The 19677-nt window shown below is 50.9% G+C and carries 18 protein-coding genes; 16 read left to right on the top strand and 2 right to left on the bottom strand.

The features are described 5' to 3' along the window. Positions 1-152 precede the first annotated feature (152 nt). The 10 genes from M2277_RS15370 to thiO all read left to right on the top strand — a co-directional run bounded on the left by M2277_RS15370 (position 153) and on the right by thiO (position 10373). Positions 153-2123 carry a tetratricopeptide repeat protein gene (locus tag M2277_RS15370; protein WP_280755098.1) on the top strand — a complete coding sequence of 657 codons (1971 nt, stop codon included), beginning with the start codon at positions 153-155 and terminating at the stop codon, positions 2121-2123. Positions 2124-2275: 152 nt separating this feature from the next. Further along, positions 2276-3031 carry a methionine ABC transporter ATP-binding protein gene (locus M2277_RS15365; RefSeq protein ID WP_280755097.1) on the top strand — a complete coding sequence of 252 codons (756 nt, stop codon included), beginning with the start codon at positions 2276-2278 and terminating at the stop codon, positions 3029-3031. Continuing rightward, positions 3031-3738 (top strand): methionine ABC transporter permease, encoded by a 708-nt coding sequence (locus tag M2277_RS15360; RefSeq protein ID WP_051449237.1) that lies wholly within the window; start codon positions 3031-3033, stop codon positions 3736-3738. Before M2277_RS15365 ends, M2277_RS15360 begins: the two co-directional genes overlap by 1 nt. A gap of 71 nt (positions 3739-3809) precedes the next feature. Next, positions 3810-4646 (top strand): MetQ/NlpA family ABC transporter substrate-binding protein, encoded by an 837-nt coding sequence (locus M2277_RS15355; protein ID WP_006208625.1) that lies wholly within the window; start codon positions 3810-3812, stop codon positions 4644-4646. Positions 4647-5085: 439 nt separating this feature from the next. Further along, positions 5086-6318 (top strand): peptidase T, encoded by a 1233-nt coding sequence (gene pepT, locus M2277_RS15350; protein WP_280755194.1) that lies wholly within the window; start codon positions 5086-5088, stop codon positions 6316-6318. A 178-nt stretch (positions 6319-6496) separates the two neighbouring features. Then, positions 6497-7507 (top strand): ThiF family adenylyltransferase, encoded by a 1011-nt coding sequence (locus M2277_RS15345; protein WP_280755096.1) that lies wholly within the window; start codon positions 6497-6499, stop codon positions 7505-7507. Positions 7508-7586: 79 nt separating this feature from the next. Next, positions 7587-8225, top strand: coding sequence for a thiamine phosphate synthase (gene thiE, locus M2277_RS15340; protein WP_280755095.1), 639 nt, complete (start codon positions 7587-7589; stop codon positions 8223-8225). 4 nt (positions 8226-8229) lie between these two features. Then, the gene (gene thiS / locus M2277_RS15335; protein ID WP_006208629.1) at positions 8230-8430 is read left to right on the top strand and encodes a sulfur carrier protein ThiS; all 201 of its coding nucleotides are present in this window, start codon (positions 8230-8232) and stop codon (positions 8428-8430) included. Between the two features lie 6 nt (positions 8431-8436). Then, positions 8437-9216: a thiazole synthase gene (locus M2277_RS15330; RefSeq protein ID WP_036641258.1), complete on the top strand. Its 780-nt coding sequence runs from the start codon at positions 8437-8439 to the stop codon at positions 9214-9216. 29 nt (positions 9217-9245) lie between these two features. Beyond that, entirely contained in the window at positions 9246-10373 is a 1128-nt protein-coding gene (thiO, locus tag M2277_RS15325) for a glycine oxidase ThiO (protein ID WP_280755094.1), read from the top strand. Between the two features lie 34 nt (positions 10374-10407). On the opposite strand, the gene M2277_RS15320 is transcribed toward thiO, so the two are convergent. Further along, the gene (locus tag M2277_RS15320; protein ID WP_006208632.1) at positions 10408-11307 is read right to left on the bottom strand and encodes a helix-turn-helix transcriptional regulator; all 900 of its coding nucleotides are present in this window, start codon (positions 11305-11307) and stop codon (positions 10408-10410) included. Between the two features lie 197 nt (positions 11308-11504). Here M2277_RS15320 and melA point away from each other — a divergent pair, with 197 nt between their 5' ends. The 3 genes from melA (at position 11505) to M2277_RS15305 (ending at position 14341) form a co-directional block, all read left to right on the top strand. Next, positions 11505-12803, top strand: a complete 1299-nt coding sequence (gene melA, locus M2277_RS15315; protein ID WP_006208633.1) for an alpha-glucosidase/alpha-galactosidase — start codon at positions 11505-11507, stop codon at positions 12801-12803. 289 nt (positions 12804-13092) lie between these two features. Then, a complete protein-coding gene (locus M2277_RS15310; protein WP_280755093.1) occupies positions 13093-13902 on the top strand; it encodes a class I SAM-dependent methyltransferase in 810 nt (269 codons plus the stop codon). A 94-nt stretch (positions 13903-13996) separates the two neighbouring features. Further along, complete coding sequence (locus M2277_RS15305; protein WP_006208635.1) at positions 13997-14341, top strand: hypothetical protein; 345 nt, start codon at positions 13997-13999, stop codon at positions 14339-14341. A 62-nt stretch (positions 14342-14403) separates the two neighbouring features. Here M2277_RS15305 and M2277_RS15300 read toward each other — a convergent pair whose 3' ends face one another. Further along, positions 14404-15711: an ATP-binding protein gene (locus M2277_RS15300; RefSeq protein WP_280755092.1), complete on the bottom strand. Its 1308-nt coding sequence runs from the start codon at positions 15709-15711 to the stop codon at positions 14404-14406. Between the two features lie 190 nt (positions 15712-15901). Here M2277_RS15300 and M2277_RS15295 point away from each other — a divergent pair, with 190 nt between their 5' ends. The 3 genes from M2277_RS15295 (at position 15902) to M2277_RS15285 (ending at position 19669) form a co-directional block, all read left to right on the top strand. Beyond that, a complete protein-coding gene (locus tag M2277_RS15295) occupies positions 15902-17719 on the top strand; it encodes an ABC transporter substrate-binding protein (protein WP_148248026.1) in 1818 nt (605 codons plus the stop codon). Between the two features lie 101 nt (positions 17720-17820). Next, on the top strand, positions 17821-18831 hold the full coding sequence (locus M2277_RS15290; protein WP_006208637.1) for an ABC transporter permease: 1011 nt from the start codon (positions 17821-17823) through the stop codon (positions 18829-18831). 1 nt (position 18832) lies between these two features. Beyond that, the gene (locus tag M2277_RS15285) at positions 18833-19669 is read left to right on the top strand and encodes an ABC transporter permease (RefSeq protein WP_280755091.1); all 837 of its coding nucleotides are present in this window, start codon (positions 18833-18835) and stop codon (positions 19667-19669) included. The last annotated feature ends 8 nt before the right edge of the window (positions 19670-19677 follow it).

Below are 19677 nucleotides of genomic sequence, written 5' to 3'. Positions count from 1 at the left end.
GATATACACCGTAAAGAGGAACCGGAATGGGTTCCTCTTTAATTTGGGTGCAAATGGACATAGAGGAAGTATAATATAGAGATGAGAGGGAAACCCTCTGCTCTTATTCACACGACCCAGGAATAATAACTACATATAAAGGGTGAGCCACCATGAAATGGATGAAACGAATCTGGTTCCGCATGGGTAACCATTACAGGAAGAAGCGGGAGTTTGAACAAGCGCTTAAATATATGAGAAAAGGCGAGAGTGCCATCACAAGTTTTGATGACAAGCTCCATTATGCGGAGCTGCTGCATAACAGCGGTCACTCGGAGGAGGCTGTAACCTATCTGGGGCGTCTCATCGATTCGAGCGGGAGCCATCGTGCTTATGAGCGGCGTGCGCATATTTTACGTGAACTGAACCGGGAGACGGAAGCGATAGAGGATTTAGATGAAGCTATCCGGTTAAATGCCGACAATTATCTGAACTGGTATACCCGGGGAATTGCTCATAAAGACCTGAACCAATACGAAGAGGCGATCCGGGATTTGAAAGAAAGCATCAAGAGAGAGGACGACAGCACGGTCATCTCGACTTATTATGAGCTGGGAATGACCTATTACGAGAGCGGCAATCCGGCAGAGGCAGCGAAGTGTTTCCGCCTGAGCATCCAGCAGCCGGACCGCGCCATCCCGATGTATTATTATATGCTGTCCGTATCCCTGGATCTGATGGATCATGTGCAGGAAGCGGTCGGGGTTCTGCAAGAGGGGATTCAGTTGGCGGATCGGTATGAAGCGGAGGCGGATGGCGGATATGCCTTGTTTGCCGGGAGCACCAACTACAGCTACGGCGCATTTCTGACGTTTCAGCGGCAGGTGCGGGAAGCCTATTCTTTTCGGAAGCCCATGGCGGACCTGTATGTGCAGCTGGGGGATCTGGGACAGGCCGAGTTCTATCTGTCGGAGGCCATTGAGCGGTATCCGGACTCATACGAGCTTTACTTGAAGAGGGCGGAAGTCTTCAACCAGTCAGGAAACAAGAACGCTGCCAAAGCGGATTTGGAGTGGGCCATCGAAGCGGAGCCGGACGATTACCGCGCGTATTTCGATTTGGCCCGGATCTATCGCGAGGATGCCCGGGAAGAGCTGGCATATGAGCTGATCTCGAAGCTGTATGGAAGGCAGCCGGATTCACCGCTGGCCTGCTACTGGATGGTTGACTGCTATTACCGGGTTGGTCGCAATGAAGAGGCATTGGCGCTGAATGACAAACTGCTGGAGCTTGAGAATGATGATGCACCCAATTATGTGCAGCGGGCCGACATTTATATGGAAATGAATGATCTGCCGTCTGCGGAGCAGTCTTTGAAGGAGGCTGCCGCCCTTCAGGATGGATCCGAAATCCGCAACAAACTGAGTTATGTGCTATATCTTCAAGGCCGCAATGAGGAGGCGCTGCTTGAGCTGCAGGAAGCGGTGAAGCAGGAGGAGGCTTTCTCCGAGCATCCGACCTACCTTGCTGCCAGCGGTCATATCTATAAAGAGATGGGCATGTGGGACCTGGCCATTGACGCCTATTCCCAGGCGATTCAAGCCCAGCCGTCGAATTCGAGATTTTACGAGTTTCGTGCCGTTTGTTTTGTGGAAACCGGCCAGCTGGAGCGGGGGCTGACCGATTGCGCACAAGGACTCAGCCTGAACTCGGAGCAGGGAAGTTTATACAGCTTGCGAAGCGGAATCTATTATACGATGGCGGACTATGCCCGCGCGAAGGAAGATACGCTGAATGTGCTGGAATTGTCGCCGGGCCATCCGGGGGCCTATTTCAGATTGGGACAGATCTATTACAAGGATCAGGACGAGGATGCGGCACTGGCTGCTTTTGACGAGGTGCTGAAGATGGTGCCAGAGCATGCCGACAGCTATCTGTACAAAGCCCATATCTATTACGGTCAGTTCGAGCATGAGGATGCGATACAGTCCATTGTCAACTGGAGTTTGCATCTGCACAAGGAGATGTCACCGGCGGATAAAATTCAGGCCATTGAAGGCTTGGAAGGCTTCGAGGAAGGCGTGCTGGAGAAGGCGGTTGAACGCTTGACGGGGATGTACGGACATCAGCTGTATTTATCCTGAGCCGTTTTGGTAAACATTCCAATGTGACTGTCAATAAGTCGTGTCACATTTTGTCTAAAATTGTGGTATGATTCTATTGTTGTTGCAGCATATTTTGCTCGCAGGCTGTATAGCCACGCGGGCTTTCTTCATGTGGCAAGGAGGGGATTAGATTGATCTCGCTGCAAGAGGTTAGTAAAAGCTTTGGCAATGGCAGTGACCGTTATCAGGCGATCGACGCTGTCTCTCTCGATATTGCCGAGGGCAGCATACACGGGATCATCGGCGCGAGCGGAGCCGGGAAATCGACGCTGCTGCGCATCATGAACGTACTGGAGAGACCGGACTCGGGCCGAGTCGTGGTGAATGGTCAGGAGCTGAATTCCCTTGGCGGGAGGCAGCTGCGGGAAGCAAGAAGATCGATCGGCATGATCTTTCAGCTGTTCCAGCTGGTCAGCAACCGTACGGCTTACGGGAATGTATCCATCCCGCTTGAACTGGCGAAGGTACCGAAGGCAGATCGGATGAAGCGCGTGCAGGAGGTTCTGCGTTTTGTCGGACTTGAGGATAAAGCAAAGTTATATCCGGCTCAGCTTAGCGGTGGGCAGAAGCAGCGGGTAGCAATTGCCAGGGCTTTAGCCAATTCGCCTTCCGTATTGTTATGCGATGAGCCGACTTCTTCACTGGATCCGCAGACGACGGCGGGCATACTGGATGTGTTGAGACATATCAACCGAACGCTTGGGGTCACGATTGTGATTGTTTCTCACGAGATGGAGGTTGTCAACGGCATTTGTGACGCGGTGTCGGTCATGGAGGACGGCCGTTTGATAAGAACCTATCAGAATAACGCGGGTAGAGCGGAGGCTCCTGAACAAGAGAGAGGGCAAGGGTACCGGAGTCGCCGTGGAAGCGAGGAATCGGATTGATGGACTACGTGAATAGCGTGATTCAATACTTGAACGATTACTTCGCCTATGTTATGCAGTACCAGGACGAAATATGGCAGGCTATTGGTCAGACGTTCGTGATGGTTGGCATTTCAATCGCTGCGGCGATATTACTGGGTCTTCCGGTAGGAACACTATTGTTTCTGTGCAGAAAGGGCCAGTTGTACGCGAATCGATGGTTGTTCACCTTATTGAACAGTCTGGTTAATGTCATCCGCTCGTTCCCGTTCTTGCTGCTGGTTGTCAGTATGATTCCACTGACCCGCCTGATTGTGGGCACATCGCTTGGGACGCTGGCAGCCGCTGTGCCGTTGTCTGTCATAGCCGTCGCTACGTATTCAAGATTAGTTGAGCAGTCTCTGCTCGAGGTGCCGAAGGAAGTGCTGGAGGCCGCCTCGTCGATGGGCGCTTCCAAGCTGCAGATGATTTTCAAGTTCCTCTACGTTGAGGCAAGGTCCGGACTCGTGCTTGGATTGACAACATCAACGATCAGCTTCATCTCGTATTCTACGGTTATGGGCATCGTTGGCGGCGGCGGTGTCGGGGATTTTGCCATTCGTTACGGATACCAGCGGTTTGAGACCGAAATCATGGTGTTCACGATTATCATCATGATCATTCTCGTACAGTCGATCCAGTTTAGCGGGAGCTTGGCTTCAAGACTCCTCGACAAGAGAAGAAGCTAAGTTTTACGACCCTTTTTGTTAGTAACACCTGTACCAGACCAACCTACAATTTTACCTGGGGGTAACCAACTATGAATAAGAGATTACTACTGCTCGTACTGACGATCATGCTTGTGCTTGCCGGCTGCGGAGAGAAGGCAGCCGAGGAGGAAGCTCCTGAAAATGCAACGCCTGAGACCAAAGAAGAAGTTACATTAAAAGTGGCTGCGCTCATCCCGCCGATGACTGAGGTGCTTGATCTCGTCAAGCCTATGTTGAAGGAAGAGGGCATTCATCTTGAAGTTCTGATTCTGTCTGATAATGTCCAGCCTAACAATGCATTGGCGAATAACGAGGTGGATGCGAACTTCTTCCAGCATGTGCCGTACATGGAAGAATACAATGCAAACAACGGCTCGGAGCTTGTACCGGTTACACCGATCTATAATGCCGTTTTTGGGGCGTATTCCAAGAAGTATAAGACCATTGAGGAGCTTCCGGACGGTGCAACGATTGCGATCCCGAACGATCCTTCCAACATCGGCCGTTCCCTGGTCATGTTTGAGAAGAATGGTCTGATCAAGCTGAAGGAAGGCGTCGGGATCCAGGCCACGCAAGGGGATATTGTGGAGAACCCGCACAACTACAAATTTACCGAGGTCGACCTGCTCATGCTGGCCCGTACCCTGGACGATGTCGATATGGTGGCGATGACACCGGCATATGCCAAACCGCTGGGACTCACGCCGAAGAAAGATGCCCTGGTCACAGAAGGCAATGACTCCGAGTTCACCATTACACTGGTAGCTCGCAAGGATAATGTAGACTCCGAGCCGATCCAGAAGCTGGCTGAAGCCATGACCAGTCCGGAAGTGAAGAAGTTCTTCGAGGACAACTATTCCGAGATTGCACTGCCTGCATTTGAATAATGATGGGCTTACGCTTCATATTGGGCCTTCGAACAGTTAACGGCCTCATCACATGGAATGGGTCATTTTCATCATGAGGGTTGCTCAATTGACAGATGTCACCTAATCAATAGGCTTGTTAGCTTTAAGAAATGGCGGTGCTCAGGATGCTTATCCGTGCACCGCCGTTTCTTTGTGTTTGGATCCTGCGGAAGAGGACGAAACGATTCCGGACTCGAATCGTCTCTCAAGAGAAACAAGGGCATCGCAGGGCGCTATGATTCTTTCTGCTGCGATCTTTGTCATGAATTGACCCAGAACATGACAACTGGATATAATTGAAGAGGTAATTTTCGACCTTTAGATAGTCTGTATTCAAGCTGGGAAGGTACTTCAAGGCTAGGCATTACATATCGCAGCATGTGTTGGTGATCAATAACTCGTATTGGAGCTGAGAATGATGAAGAAGGAAGTTATCGACAGACTCATTACCTATGCACAAGTGGATACGCAATCAGACGAGAACAGCAATACTTGTCCTTCGACACCCGGACAGCTAACGCTTGCCGGCTTGCTCGTGGACGAACTGAAAGAGATTGGCATGCAGGAAGTCACCATGGATGAGAACGGCTATGTCATGGCCACGCTTCCGGCTAACTCGGATAAAGCGATCCCGACCATTGGCTTTTTGGCACATATCGATACGGCGACTGATTTTACGGGTACCGGTGTCAAGCCGCAGATTATAGAACAATATGATGGACATGACATCATTCTGAATAGAGCACAGAATATAGTCCTTTCCCCGCGGGATTTTCCGGAGTTGAGCGGATACAAAGGCCACACACTCGTAACAACGGATGGCACGACCTTGCTGGGGGCTGACGATAAAGCGGGCATTGCAGAGATTATGACAGCCATGGCGTACCTCATTCAACACCCTAAGCTTAAGCATGGAACAATCCGGGTTGCCTTCACGCCGGATGAAGAGATCGGCAGAGGACCTCATAAGTTCGACGTGGAGGCGTTCGGTGCAAAATACGCTTACACCATGGATGGCGGACCGCTAGGGGAGCTTCAATATGAAAGCTTTAACGCAGCAGCAGCGCTTGTTACTTGCAAAGGCAAGAACGTACATCCCGGTACAGCCAAAGGGAAAATGGTCAACGCCGCGAAAATCGCCATGGAGCTGAACCGCATGCTGCCTGTCGAAGAAGCGCCTGAACATACCGAAGGTTATGAAGGCTTCTACCATCTCTCTTCCATAGAAGGCGACGTGGAGCTGACCGAGCTTCGTTATATTATCCGTGATCATGACCGGGAGCTTTTTGAAGGAAGAAAGGCCAAACTCGCCTCTGTCGTGGAAGAGCTTCAGCACAAATATGGTGCTGAACGGATCGTACTGCAGATGAAAGACCAGTATTACAATATGCGAGAGAAAATCGAGCCGGTCAAAGAGGTGGTGGATATCGCTCAGACAGCGATGGAGAAGCTTGGGATCAAGCCGATCATCGAGCCTGTGCGCGGTGGTACCGACGGATCACAATTGTCTTACATGGGCCTGCCTACACCGAATATTTTCACTGGCGGGGAGAACTACCACGGCCGCTATGAATATGTATCGGCCGACAATATGGTATTGGCGGTCCAGACGATTATTGAGATTGTGCAGCTGTACGAGGCTCAGGCTTAAGGTGAAACCGGGGGAGTTTACCCTCTTTGATTACTAGATTTGTTTAGGTTTAGCGACTTGGTATATGGCGAGAGATTGGATTCTCAATCTCTCACCATATACTGCGGATAACAAGCATCAAACAAAACTCAAACATGAGCAATGCAATTGAGCAGGGCCATAGAGGAGGTGAGGCACGATGCAGGAACGTTACTCCAGGCAAATGCTGTTTCAGCCGATAGGAGAAATCGGGCAGCGGAAAATCATGAACAGCTCCGTACTAATTGTCGGGATGGGGGCATTGGGCACGGTGCTTGCCAATCATATGGTGCGCGCTGGTGTTGGGCGGGTCAGAATCGTTGACCGTGATTTTGTGGAAATGAGCAATTTGCAGCGGCAGCTGCTGTATGACGAGGAGGATGCAAGCAACGCCTATCCCAAAGTGGTGGCAGCCGAGAAAAAGCTGCGCAAAGTCAACTCCTCCATTGTGATCGAGGCGGTTGTGTCCGACGTTACGGGGGCCAATATCGAGGAACTGATCGATGGGATGGATCTTGTACTGGATGGTACGGACAATTTTCGGACCCGTTATTTGCTGAATGACGCCTGTTTCCGTAGCGGAATTCCCTTCATATATGGAGGCGCGGTGGGCTCTCGGGGGATGAGCGCGGTGTTTGTGCCAGGCGTCACCCCCTGCCTTCGCTGTTTTATCCAGTCTGCAGATACGGCCGGAGAGACCTGTGATATGATCGGCGTTATCGCACCGGTTGTCGATATGGCGGCTTCCTATGAGGCGGTTGAGGCCCTCAAGCTGTTAGCGGATGACGGCACGAGCCGGAGAAACGGTCTGGTGACGTTCGATTTGTGGCAGAACCGCTACTATGAGATGAAGTTCGGCGAGCCTGATCGAAATTGCCCCTGCTGCCAGCTTAAGGTATATCCGGCGCTTCAAGGGCATGAGGAAGATATGCTCACGATGTGCGGAAGAGATTCCGTGCAATTTGCCGGGAGCGGCCCGCTTGATCTGGATGTATGGCAGGGCAGACTGGAGGGAGCTTCACTGGAAGTGAAGGCTAATCCATATTTACTGCGTACGGTGCTGCCCGGCGGGGAACGGCTTGTCTTATTCGCTGACGGACGTGTGTTGGTGCAGGGCTTGGATGATTTCGCCAGGGCCAGAACGCTCTATGACCGGTATGTTGGAGCATGAAATGAATGAGTATCCTGAATCAATAAAGGATCCGACATTTTTCGTCCAAGTTGATATTGTATAGGAAGGAGGGGAAGCTTTGAAAGATTTTCGACTGTATGCCATTACCGGAGAACAGTTTCATCCCGGCCGGGATATGCTGGACGTGATGGAGCAAGCCATTCTCGGCGGTGTGGATATCATTCAGCTTCGCGACAAAAAAAGCCCGAAAGCGGAAGTGCTTGCCAAAGCCAAAGCGCTTCGCAAGCTGACTTCTCGGTATGGTGTCACCTTTATCGTCAATGATTACGTGGATATTGCACTGGAAGCGGATGCCGATGGAATTCATCTGGGGCAGGGAGATATGCCGCTCACGGAAGCTCGAAGACTAGTCGGTTCCAAAATCATCGGGATTTCCACACACGCGATAGAGGAAGCGCTGCTGGCAGAGTCGCAGGGCGCAGATTACATTGGGGTCGGTCCGGTGTACCGCACGGCCACCAAGGAGGATGTGGTGGATCCGGTTACGGAAGCGTATGTGAGAGAAGTGGCGCATGCGATCCAAATTCCTTTTGTGGCGATTGGGGGCATTAAGCTGCACAATGTGGATCAAGTACTGATGGCAGGCGCGACGCGCATTTGCGCGGTGAGTGAAATTGTGGGCAGCAGCAACGTAAAGGGTACCTGCGAGGCGTTCATTTCCAAGCTGGAGGCAAATAGCGCGAAGAGGGGGGAGTAAGGCGATGCTGCTTAGGATCAATGGCGTGGAGCATGAGCTTCGCGATGTAAGAACCATTCTGGACGTTATTGAGTTTTTTGGTTTATTGGGCAAACCGGTTGTTGCCGAAGCTGATGGTAAGGTGCTGACGGCCGAGCAGTGGCCGGATACCCCGGTAACCGCGAATATGTCAATTGAGCTTGTTCATTTCGTTGGAGGAGGTTGAGGCATGATGAAGCCGGATTTACTGCGTATTGGCGATTATGAGCTGCGATCTCGATTCTTGATTGGCACGGGTCTGTTTCCGAATCCTTATGTGCAGATGGAGGCTATCAAGGCTTCGGAAGCCGAAGTGCTGACGTTTGCGATTCGGCGAATCAATCTGGAGTCTTCGGCGGACGATTCCATTCTGCAGCATGTAGAAGAGGGCAAACATATATTTTTGCCTAATACCTCCGGGGCAAGCACGGCCGACGAAGCCGTTCGAATTGCGCGTTTGGCACGCGCATCCGGTCTGAGCGACTGGATCAAGGTAGAAATCAGCGCCAATGAACGTACACTCATGCCGGACCCGATCGAAACGCTCAAAGCAACGGAAATTTTGGTCAAAGAAGGTTTCACCGTCCTTCCCTACACTTCGGATGACCCGGTGATATGCAAGCGGCTTGAGGAAGCAGGAGCGGCTGCGGTCATGCCCGGCGCTGCTCCGATCGGTACCGGTCTTGGCATCCTGAATGCCTATAACCTGGGGCTTATCGTTGAAGAGGCCCATGTGCCGATCATCGTTGATGCCGGCCTCGGTTCAGCAAGTGATGTGGCCCAAGCGATGGAACTGGGTGTCAGCGGCGTGTTAATGAATACACCTGTGGCAAAAGCGAGGGATCCCGTCATGATGGCAACAGCAATGAAGCTGGCTATTCAAGCGGGTAGACAATCTTACCTGGCTGGCAGAATCGCCAGGAAGCAGTATGCTTCAGCGAGCAGCGGCTTTGACGAATTCATATTAAAGTAAAGGTTGATTCAAACAGAACTGAGGTAGAGATGAGTCAGAACATTATCATTATAGGCGGCGGAATCATTGGTTTATCCTGCGCATACGAGCTTCGAATGAGGGGCTTTAATGTTACCGTTTTGGAGGCGAGGCGCTGCGGCGGACAAGCCTCGGGAGCGGCGGCAGGCATGCTTGCCCCCTTCTCGGAAAATACAGAAGGCCCCGACGCATTTTTTAGATTATGTCAGTTTAGTTTGCTGTTATATCCGGAGTGGCAAGAGCAGATCAGATCCATATCCGGCGTGCATTTCGAATATGCGAATACGGGCAGCTTGCACATTGCCTATCATGCCGCAGACCTGCTGTCTCTTGAAGGGCGCCGGTTATGGCAGCGCCAATATGGATCATCCGGCGAGATCGTAAGCGGAGCCGAGCTGTTCCGGATGGAGCCGGCATTGTCGCGTGACGTGCTTGCCGCATTATATACGCCGGAGGAAAGCCACATATACGCTCCCGATTTCATCAGAGCATTGGAGCAGGCCTGCCGGATATCGGGAGTGCTCATTAAGGAAGAACTCGGAAGCATACGACTTGTGGAGTGGGACCGCCATATCGCCGTGTCGGCGGCGGACGGCACTGTCTTTTACGGAGATCGGCTGGTCGCAAGCACGGGTGCCTGGGCGCAGGAGCTGTCGGAGCAGTTGGGCCTCCCGATTCCGGTTTATCCCATTCGGGGGCAGATTTGCGCCTACAGAACGGAAACGCAGCCGCCTGTAAAGCATATGGTCTTTTTTAACCAAGGTTATTTGGTTGCCAAGGCGAATGGCACGATGGTGTGTGGTGCCTCCGAAGATGTTGCCGGATACGATACATCGGTCACGGAAAGGGGAATCGAACGACTCCGAAACTGGAACAACAAGGTGCTTCCGTTTCTGGAAGGCCAACTCCCGTTTCACAGCTGGGCGGGGCTTCGGCCTGCCACCCAGGATGGTTATCCGCTCATAGGCCCCGTGGAAGGTGCAGAGCGGGTATTAATGGCCGCGGGGCATTACCGCAACGGAATTCTGCTTAGTCCGGTGACGGCCAAGCTTATTGCGGATTTCATCGAGAATCGTTGCGTGCCGTCCGAGGTGCGCGAGATGTTTTCCCCATCCCGATTCGCAAATGCATGGATTTAGATGATGTTCAATCACCAGGGATTACATCGGATGTTTACGGATTCTGATGTTGACTCGTTCGCTCCCCCTTTTCCAGACTGAATTTATACTCGCTCGGGGTCATGCCTGTCCATCTGCGGAACTGCTTTGAGAAATAGAGCGCATCATTGAAACCGACAGAAGAGGCAATCTCGTGAATGGAGAAGGAGGATTTCATCAGGGATTTGGCTTTCTCCATGCGTACCTTCATGAGGTATTGCATGGGGGATAGGCCGGTCTGCTGCTTAAATATTTTGGAGAGATGAGCCCGATGGTACCCAAGCGTCTTGGCCATCTGATCAATGGATAGCTGCTGGTGATATTGGGTTGAAATCCATCGCTCGGTCTGCCTTACACCCCGTTCAATATCAGGCACGTCACGGGAGTTCGAAGGAAGGTGCTCGCGATTTAACATCGCCAGCTTATGGAGCAGCAGTCTGAGCCAACCAGATGCCTGGAGATCTTCAAGCCAGGGCTGGTCTGATTGGTTAAAGCCCAGACGGATATGGCGGTACATGGATGCCAGAGCGTCCAGTTCGGCCTCGTCCGTGCAAGGGATGATCGGTTTAGCCGGGGTGATACCCATGTCGGCCAGCAGCATGTGGGTTCCTTTTTCCTGCAAAGCGACCCAGTTGTAGTGCCACGGATTCCGCTCATGGGCTTCATAGCTGAAGAGAACGCCTGGGAGGATCACGAAGGTATCGCCTGCTGTGCAGTGATGAACCGTCCCGGCGCATTCAAACACGCCTTCTCCGGTTAAGACCGTATGAATGAGGCAGTAATCATGAATGATGGGACCGATTTTATGACGTGGAACGGGCGTTCCTTCACCGCTGAACAGGAGGTTGAGATCGTGGCCGCCCGGTGAAGGATTCATGCCTATCGTGTAGAGCGTATGGTCTGGCAGAATGGACATACAGCTGTCGCCTCCTTATAACGTGCACCATAGTCAATTTGTTGAAGCAGGATAATCTGTTAGGGCTAGCTTACATAATGAAACAACAAATGTCCATATCGCCCTTGTTTTGCTCCATATTCAAAAAAGACTGATTATCTTATAGTTAGTCTTGTGAAAGCGTATCTATTTATGGAGTTTAAGGAGGGCATTTATTTATGTCTAAGATTACATTTATCGGAGCAGGTAGTACGGTGTTTGCCAAGAACGTCCTGGGTGATTGTATGCAAACACCGGCATTGCAGGGATTCGAACTCGCTTTGTTTGACATTGATCCGGTCCGTTTGAAAGACTCTGAGAACATGCTCAACAACATAAAGAAAACCAGCGGCAGCACCTGTGTCGTCAAATCATACAGTGACCGCAAGGAAGCTCTGCGCGGGGCTAAATATGTGGTAAACGCGATCCAGGTTGGAGGCTACGATCCCTGTACGATTACGGATTTCGAGATTCCGAAAAAGTACGGTCTGAGACAAACCATCGCGGATACGGTGGGTATTGGCGGAATATTCCGCAATCTTCGTACCATTCCGGTGATGCTGGATTTTGCAGCCGATATCCGGGAGGTCTGTCCGGACGCGCTCTTCCTGAACTACACGAATCCGATGGCGGTGCTGACCAATGCGATGAATACGCTGGGCGGCGTGCAAACGGTAGGTCTATGCCACAGCGTGCAGGCCTGCATTCCGGACCTGTTCAGAAATCTGGGCATGGAAACGGAAGGTGTACAGGCCAAAATCGCCGGTATCAACCATATGGCATGGCTGCTTGAGGTAACGAAGGATGGCGTGGACCTGTATCCTGAAATTAAAAGACGCGCAGCCGAGAAGCAGAAAGAGAAACATCATGATATGGTTCGTCTGGAAATGATGCTGAACTTCGGTTATTACATTACGGAATCCTCTGAGCATAACGCGGAGTACCATCCTTACTTCATCAAGCGCAATTATCCGGAGCTGATCGAGCGATTCAACATTCCGCTGGATGAATATCCGCGGCGCTGCGTGAATCAGATTGAGGGCTGGAAGGCGATGCGCGAGGATCTGGTAAGCAACCAGGACCTAACGCATCACCGTTCCCATGAATATGCATCCTATATTCTCGAAGCCATTGAGACGAATGTTCCGTTCAAAATCGGAGGTAACGTGATGAACACGGGACTGATCACGAATCTTCCGAAGGAAGCTTGCGTAGAGGTTCCTTGTCTGGTCGATGCCAGCGGTGTAACACCAACCTACGTGGGAGATCTGCCTCCGCAGTGTGCGGCACTGAACCGGACGAATATCAATACCCAACTGCTGACATTGGAAGCGGCGGCAACAGGCAAGAAGGAGCACATTTACCATGCAGCGATGCTGGATCCGCATACGGCTGCCGAGTTGTCCATTGATGACATCAAGAGCCTGTGCGACGATCTCATTGAAGCACACGGAGACTGGCTCCCGAAATTCCAATAACATGAGATGCAGCAATCGTAACTCAAGCAGCGGGGAGGGTTTCCCGCTGCTTGGGTTTTTTTGACACCATAGGTGAGCTAGAGGAGCAAGCAGGAGTAGGAGGGTGTTGTGTGCAAGCAATGCAGATATAAAAAGGTTTAGTAATTTTGGGCAATGTGCGTTAAGGCGGTGATATAATAAATTTGAAGAGTCGATACCCCGAGCTTTATCGACATTTACATGAGATCTAAGATCAATCTTCAAGGGGGGAGCTATAATTCATAACCCAATCGATTATATTATTGAATGCATGGCTGTGGATCAGGCCAGAGTCGAAATCCAGCGGATCCAAACAGAGCATCGTCTGAAGCTTGCCGAGTTTTGGGGAATCCGGGAAGGAGACCGCATTCTGGAGATTGGATGCGGGCAAGGGGATACAACCGCGGTGCTTGCTTATTTTGCGGGCGAATCCGGTTTTGTGCATGGTGTGGACACAGCACCTCCCCATTATGGAGCCCCGGTGACGCTGGGCGCCGCCTCCGAACGGTTAACGCAATCGCCGCTGGGCTCACGGATACAGATTGATTTGGAAACGGACATACTGTCGCCGCTTCTTGACTACGAAGAGAATTCCTTCGATATCGTTGTGCTGTCTCATTGTTCATGGTATTTCGAATCGGCAGAGCAGTTGGAGGCCGTATTGCAAAAAGCCAGAGCGTGGGGACGCAGGCTCTGCTTTGCGGAATGGGATCCCAGAATCACGCATCCAGAGCAATATCCGCATTTGCTGGCGGTTCTGGTCCAAGCCCAATATGAAGTGTTTAAGAAGAACAGCAGCTCCAATGTTCGAACACTGTTTACGCCAGGGCAGATAAAGGGGATTGCCGAGCAGTCCGGCTGGAGCGTGCGCCGGGAGAAAACCTTCTATTCACCTCAGCTCCAGGATGGGCTCTGGGAAGTGGATATGACCCTGCAATCCTACCAGTCCGAACTGAGCGACATAGAGAAGGCTCCGTCCAAGCTGGTTACCCTGATTCAATCCGAAATCTATCTGCTCCAGGAAGCGAAGCAGACACATGGCATTAAGCCGCTGTCCACGTATGCCCTCTCCGCAGAATAAGCTGCGGTTACCTTCTTGCATAATCTAGCGGAAATCGAGTGCAGTGCTTCCTAGGCTTCCTCTAATAAAGGTTCATTATAAGGGAGGTTGGAACGTGAAGCTGAGGCTATTATTCACTCTGATCGTGCTGCTCCTTTCTGTTGGATGTGCCCGGGATGTATCGGTTTTTGAGTCTGCGATTTATTCAGTGGGAGACGACAAGATTACCGTTGACTGCTCTGACGAAGTAAACCGAAACAGGAAGAATCACACGGATGAGGGTTATCCCTGCGAAGTCCGTGTCACAGAAGATACTTCATTGAAGGACAGCCAGGGAGAGACCATCCAGCTGGATAGTCTAAAGACGAACGACCTTATTCGGATTACACTAAAAAAGCCGTTGAATATTAGCAAAAACAATAGAAGTTTTGAGGCAAAAGAAATTCGCTTGCTAGAGTAGCAAAAAGAGAGAGGCTCCGGTTCAGGAGCCTCTCTCTTTGCCCTTATAGCGGCTTCGCGAGCTCATGGATCTGTGGCAGCAAGCGGGAGGGTGATGAGGAACACGGTTCCGGATCTTGGCGAGCTTCGTACTGAAACACTGCCATCCATAGCGCGGATGGCCTGGTATGAGAAGGTGAGCCCAAGGCCGGTGCCGCTCATTTTGGTGGAATAATAAATAGAACCGAGACGGCTCAATTGCTCAGGATTCATGCCGATCCCGTTGTCCTGAATTTCGATGGCGACCTGCTCTGCTTCTTCATAGATTCGGATGTTGACGCAGCCTTTATCGACATCTCTGCTGGCCTCAATTGCATTCTTGATAAAGTTGACCAACAGCTGCTTGAGCTCGGCGGGACTGCCTGAAATGTAGACGGGGAGCTCAGGGTAGTCGGCGCTGAGTGTGATATTACTCATATTGGCATACGAGGTCATCAGTTCGACAACGGATCTGATCTGAGCGGTGAGCTCAAGTTTTTGCTGAAATGGAACGAGAGGTTTGCTGATCGACAGATATTCAGACAGGATTTGCTCGGTGCGCCTTATTTCTTCCATGCTGATCTCGAGAAAGCGGTCCGTTTTTTCCTGAGGAAACGTACCACTCTTGATTAATTGCAGGAACCCGAGCACGGTAGTCAGCGGATTGCGAACCTCATGGGCAAGGGATGCGGCCACATGGTTCACGGCCTCGGCTTTCTCATTCTGGATATATTGCAGGTATAGTTCCTTGTCGGATACCGATTTGTTAAACAGGGTAACGAGCAGCCATATGCCCAGAGAATTATGGACAGGCATAACCAGGACGTTAAATATAAAATGACTCAGGATATAATCAGGTTTTGTTATATAGAGCACCAGGAGCGGGATGAGTGAAAAGCTGATGCCGGCAATAAAAACAATCCAAAACTTATGTTTGCTTTTATGGTAGAGGGTGGCCAGCAGAACGGATAGCGGGAAGGTAATGATCAATATAATGATGGCGTCGATCATGCCGGAACCGCCAATATGCAGCCGATAGATCAGAAATTCGATTAGCAGGATAGCCCCGGTCATGAAACCTCCGAATAATATGCCAAAGAACATAATGACATATCGGACGTCAAAGATCAGCCCGCTTTGAACAGACGAAGCAAAGGTCATCGACAGCAGCATGCACAACGAACAGATGAGGAGGATGAAATTGCGGGAATAGTTGACTGTCAGTTTTCTGTAATAGATGTTGTACGCGACAAAAGGCATCAACGCAAACAATAGCTGCAATAAAACGTCTTTAATCACAGGCAGCAGGCCCACCCCTTTGTTGGAAATCGAATCGTCCGCTAGATTATCCATTTCCATTCATGTTCGACGCAAATTGGAAAAATCCTTGAGGATTGAAACGAAAACAACAAATTTAATAGTACTCAGATTGAAATGAGGAACATATAAATCCATCAAGAAAGCGCTTGCATACAACCATGCCTTAATCGACACACTCAGCATTAAAGAGACGAACACATTTTCATGAATGGAGGGTTCACAAGTGAAGCTGAAAACAGTTTTGAGACCCATGTTCATTCTTTTGCTGGTCGCGTCTTTTTTTGCTGCCGGATGCCAGAGCGTAACGCCACCGACAGCATCAGATCCGCCGCCTAAGGAAGAAGTAAAGGCCCCCGGAGGCAGTGAAGAGCCAGCACCGCAGGGTGATGCAAAAGCAACGCCAAGAAACGAAACGCTGTACGTGAACGGTTTGCAATGGGGGGCGCCAACGAATTTCAACCTGCTCAGCGGAAACCCGGCATTTCCAATCAACTATGGGAATTCCAGGGAATTAATCTATGAGACATTGTTCATGGTCAATCAGCTGACAGGCGAGCTGGAGCCGCTGCTTGGCACCAAGTACGAATGGACCGACGACCTGACGCTGAAGATCGATCTGAATAAGGATGCCAAATGGAGCGACGGCAAACCCTTCAGTTCAGATGATGTCGTCTACACCTACCAGCTTGGCAAAAAGTACGACATCAACTGGAGCAGCTTCTGGTCCTACATTGAGGACGTAACAGCGGACGGACCTCAAACGGTCAACATCAAGCTGAATAAAGACAATCCGAACAAACTGACGGTACTCGACAGTATTGAGGTTATGCCCATGCTGCCTAAACACATCTGGGAAGAGATTGAGAAGAAAGCCAATAATGATCTGGCTGCTATCCGCAAGGAAGTAAATGAGGACCCGGTCGGAACAGGACCTTATAAAATGTACTTTTACAACGATCAGAAGATCACGATAGTACGGGACGATAACTACTGGGGTCAAGCGCTTTTTGGCAAGCTGCCGGCCCCCAAATATATCTCACATGTCATTTATAAAGATAATGCAGCGGGCGATCTGGCGTTCAAGAGCGGTCAGGTCGATGTATCACAGCAGTTCATTCCGCAGGTATGGAAAATGTGGGAAGGCGGAGCCCCTGTTAAAACCTATATCAAGGACGCTCCGTATTACGTGCCCGGCTCCATGCCGTCCATTTTCTTCAACATGTCGAAGGAAGGACTCAACAATGCGGATGTCAGAAGAGCCATTGCGATGGCGATTGATTACAGTAAAATCTCGGAGCTTGCTATCAGCGGCTACTCGGCACCGATGGAACCTTCATTGACACTCAATACCGATGCGGAAGCGAAGTACGTGGATCAAGCAGCCATTAAACCGCTGCAGTGGACAACGGATGTGGATGCAGCTAATGCACTGCTCGATTCCATCGGCGCTGCGAAGGGCAAGGACGGTATCCGCGTGCTGAACGGAACGCGTCTGGGTCCTTATGAAATCGAATGCCCGTACGGCTGGTCCGATTGGAATGCGTCGCTTGAGATCGTTGCACAGAACGCCAAGGCCATCGGCATCGAAATTCGAACCAAATTCCCAGAGGCACCGGTGTGGACCAATGATTTACAGACAGGCAAATTCGATATTATCATGAACACGCCTGCCGGCGGAGTCAGCCCGAGCCAGCCATGGAACCGTGCCATGACCATCATGTATTCCAAGGGCGTTGCCCCTATGGGCGAGATGGCGTTCTACAACTGGGGCCGCTATAAGAACGATCAAGCAGATGCCATCATTGAGAAGATTCCAACGATTTCCGACGAAACTGAATTGAAAGCGCTCTACACCGAGCTGACTCAAATCTGGCTGAAGGATATTCCTTCAATCCCCCTCATGTATCGTCCGTGGGTGTTTGATACGGTCAACGAGTCGGTCTGGAAGGGCTTCCCTACCGAAGGGGACGGCAGCAACATCCCGCCTCAAATCTCAATGGATGGAGCCGGCATCAGGTCACTGTACCAAATCCATAATTGATTGTATAAATTAATGATCAAAGACCTATATTAGCGGATTTACGACCCCTGATATAGGTCTCTTTTCCAAATTCAGGTGTGTGATTCCTGGGGGTGAGCTGCTTGAGTGTTTACGGAAAATATATCGTCAAGAAGTTTTTCTGGTATTTTCTAACGCTGGTGATCGCGGTCACTTTGAATTTTCTGCTGCCCCGGATGATTGAGGGCAACCCGGTCAGCATGATTGTCTCCGAGATGACGCAGGGTATGACCGACAGCGATACCATCAAACGGGTGTACGAGACGTTTCTCGTCGAGTTCGGAATCGACAAGCCTCTTGGCGAGCAGTTCCTGATCTATTTGAAGAACCTGGTGACGGGTAACCTCGGCACTTCATTCGGACTTTATCCGAAGCCGGTAACGGAAATTCTGGCCTCGGCGGTTCCATGGACGATCGGACTCCAGCTTCCGGCGATCCTGGTCGGCTGGCTGATCGGCAACGTGCTGGGTGCCGTGGCGGCATACCGCAAAGGGGTATTCGATAAAGTCATATTTCCGGTTGCCTTGTTTGTGAATTCCATTCCGTTCTTTACGCTGGCAATCATTATGCTGTATGTGTTTGCTTTGTCCTTGAACTGGTTTCCTCTTCACGGGGGCTATGATTATCAGATGGTGCCAACACTCAGCTTTGAGTTCTTTGCTTCGGTGCTGAGGCATCATACCCTGCCGTTCCTGTCGATTGTGCTGGTTACCATTGGCGGTCAAGCCATCGGCATGCGGGAAATGTCCATCTATGAGCTGAATTCCGATTATGTGCTGTACAGCAAGCTGCTTGGCATCCGGGATTCCAAGATTGCAAAGTATGTATTCCGGAATGCCATGCTGCCCCAAATTACGGGATTGGCATTATCCATCGGTACGATGGTTGGCGGCTCGCTGATCTGCGAGATCGTATTCAGTTATCCGGGAATCGGAACCTGGATGTTCACCGCGATCCGGCAGCTGGATTATCCGTTAATCTCGGGCTGCACCTTACTGATTGCCCTGGCAGTGCTGCTCGCTAACTTTACGATTGACTTAATCTACGGCTGGATTGATCCAAGAATTAAGGCCGCTCAGATGGAGGATCAATAATATGAACAGTTCATTTCGCATATTGATCAAATCGCCAAAGTTTATGTTCGGAGCCTGCATGCTGCTGGCCATGATCGGTCTGGTTCTGATCTACCCGCTGTTTAACCGCAATGACCCGCTGGAGATGATCGCGCTTGCCTATCAGCCTCCGGATTCAAAGCTGCTGCTGGGCTCGGATAATTTCGGCAGGGATTTATTTCTCGAACTGATCTATGGCATCCGAACCTCCTTGCAGGTTGGACTGATTGCCGGTGTATTCGCTACCGTGATCGGACTTGTCATCGGTCTTGCTTCAGGTTATATCGGGGGGATGATTGACAACCTGCTAACTGCGATCACAAACATCTTTATCGTCATTCCTTCCTTTGTCATTCTGATTCTGATTTCGGTCAGCATCGATTCGCGCAGCTCGTTTGTCACGGCGGTCATCATTGGGATTACCAGCTGGCCATGGACGGCCAGAGCCGTGCGGGCACAAACCTCCTCATTGCGAAACCGGGATCATGTCAATATTGCCAAAATCTCCGGATACAGCACGCCGCGAATTATTTTCTCGGAAATTTTGCCGTACATCGCTTCCTATGTGGTTATGGCCTTCGTGCTGCAGACGGCATCGGGCATTCTCTCCGAAGCCTCCATCTCGATGCTCGGGCTGGGGCCGTACAACACGATCTCCCTCGGCATCATCATGAACTGGGCGCTCGTGTTTGAAGCACCGGTTGCCGGCGCTTGGTGGGCATTCATCCCGGCAGCGATCTCCATTGCAATCATTACCTTCTCCTTGTACATGATGAACACCGGCATGGATGAAATTTTCAATCCGAAGATTAGGAGCTGATGGGTGTT

Origin of the sequence: Paenibacillus sp. LBL (assembly GCF_029893715.1) — a bacterium.
Taxonomy (GTDB): Bacteria; Bacillota; Bacilli; order Paenibacillales; family Paenibacillaceae; genus Paenibacillus_AQ; species Paenibacillus_AQ glucanolyticus.
The sequence above is the reverse complement of the archived record's forward strand: the minus strand, read 5'-3'. Positions and strand labels throughout refer to the sequence as shown.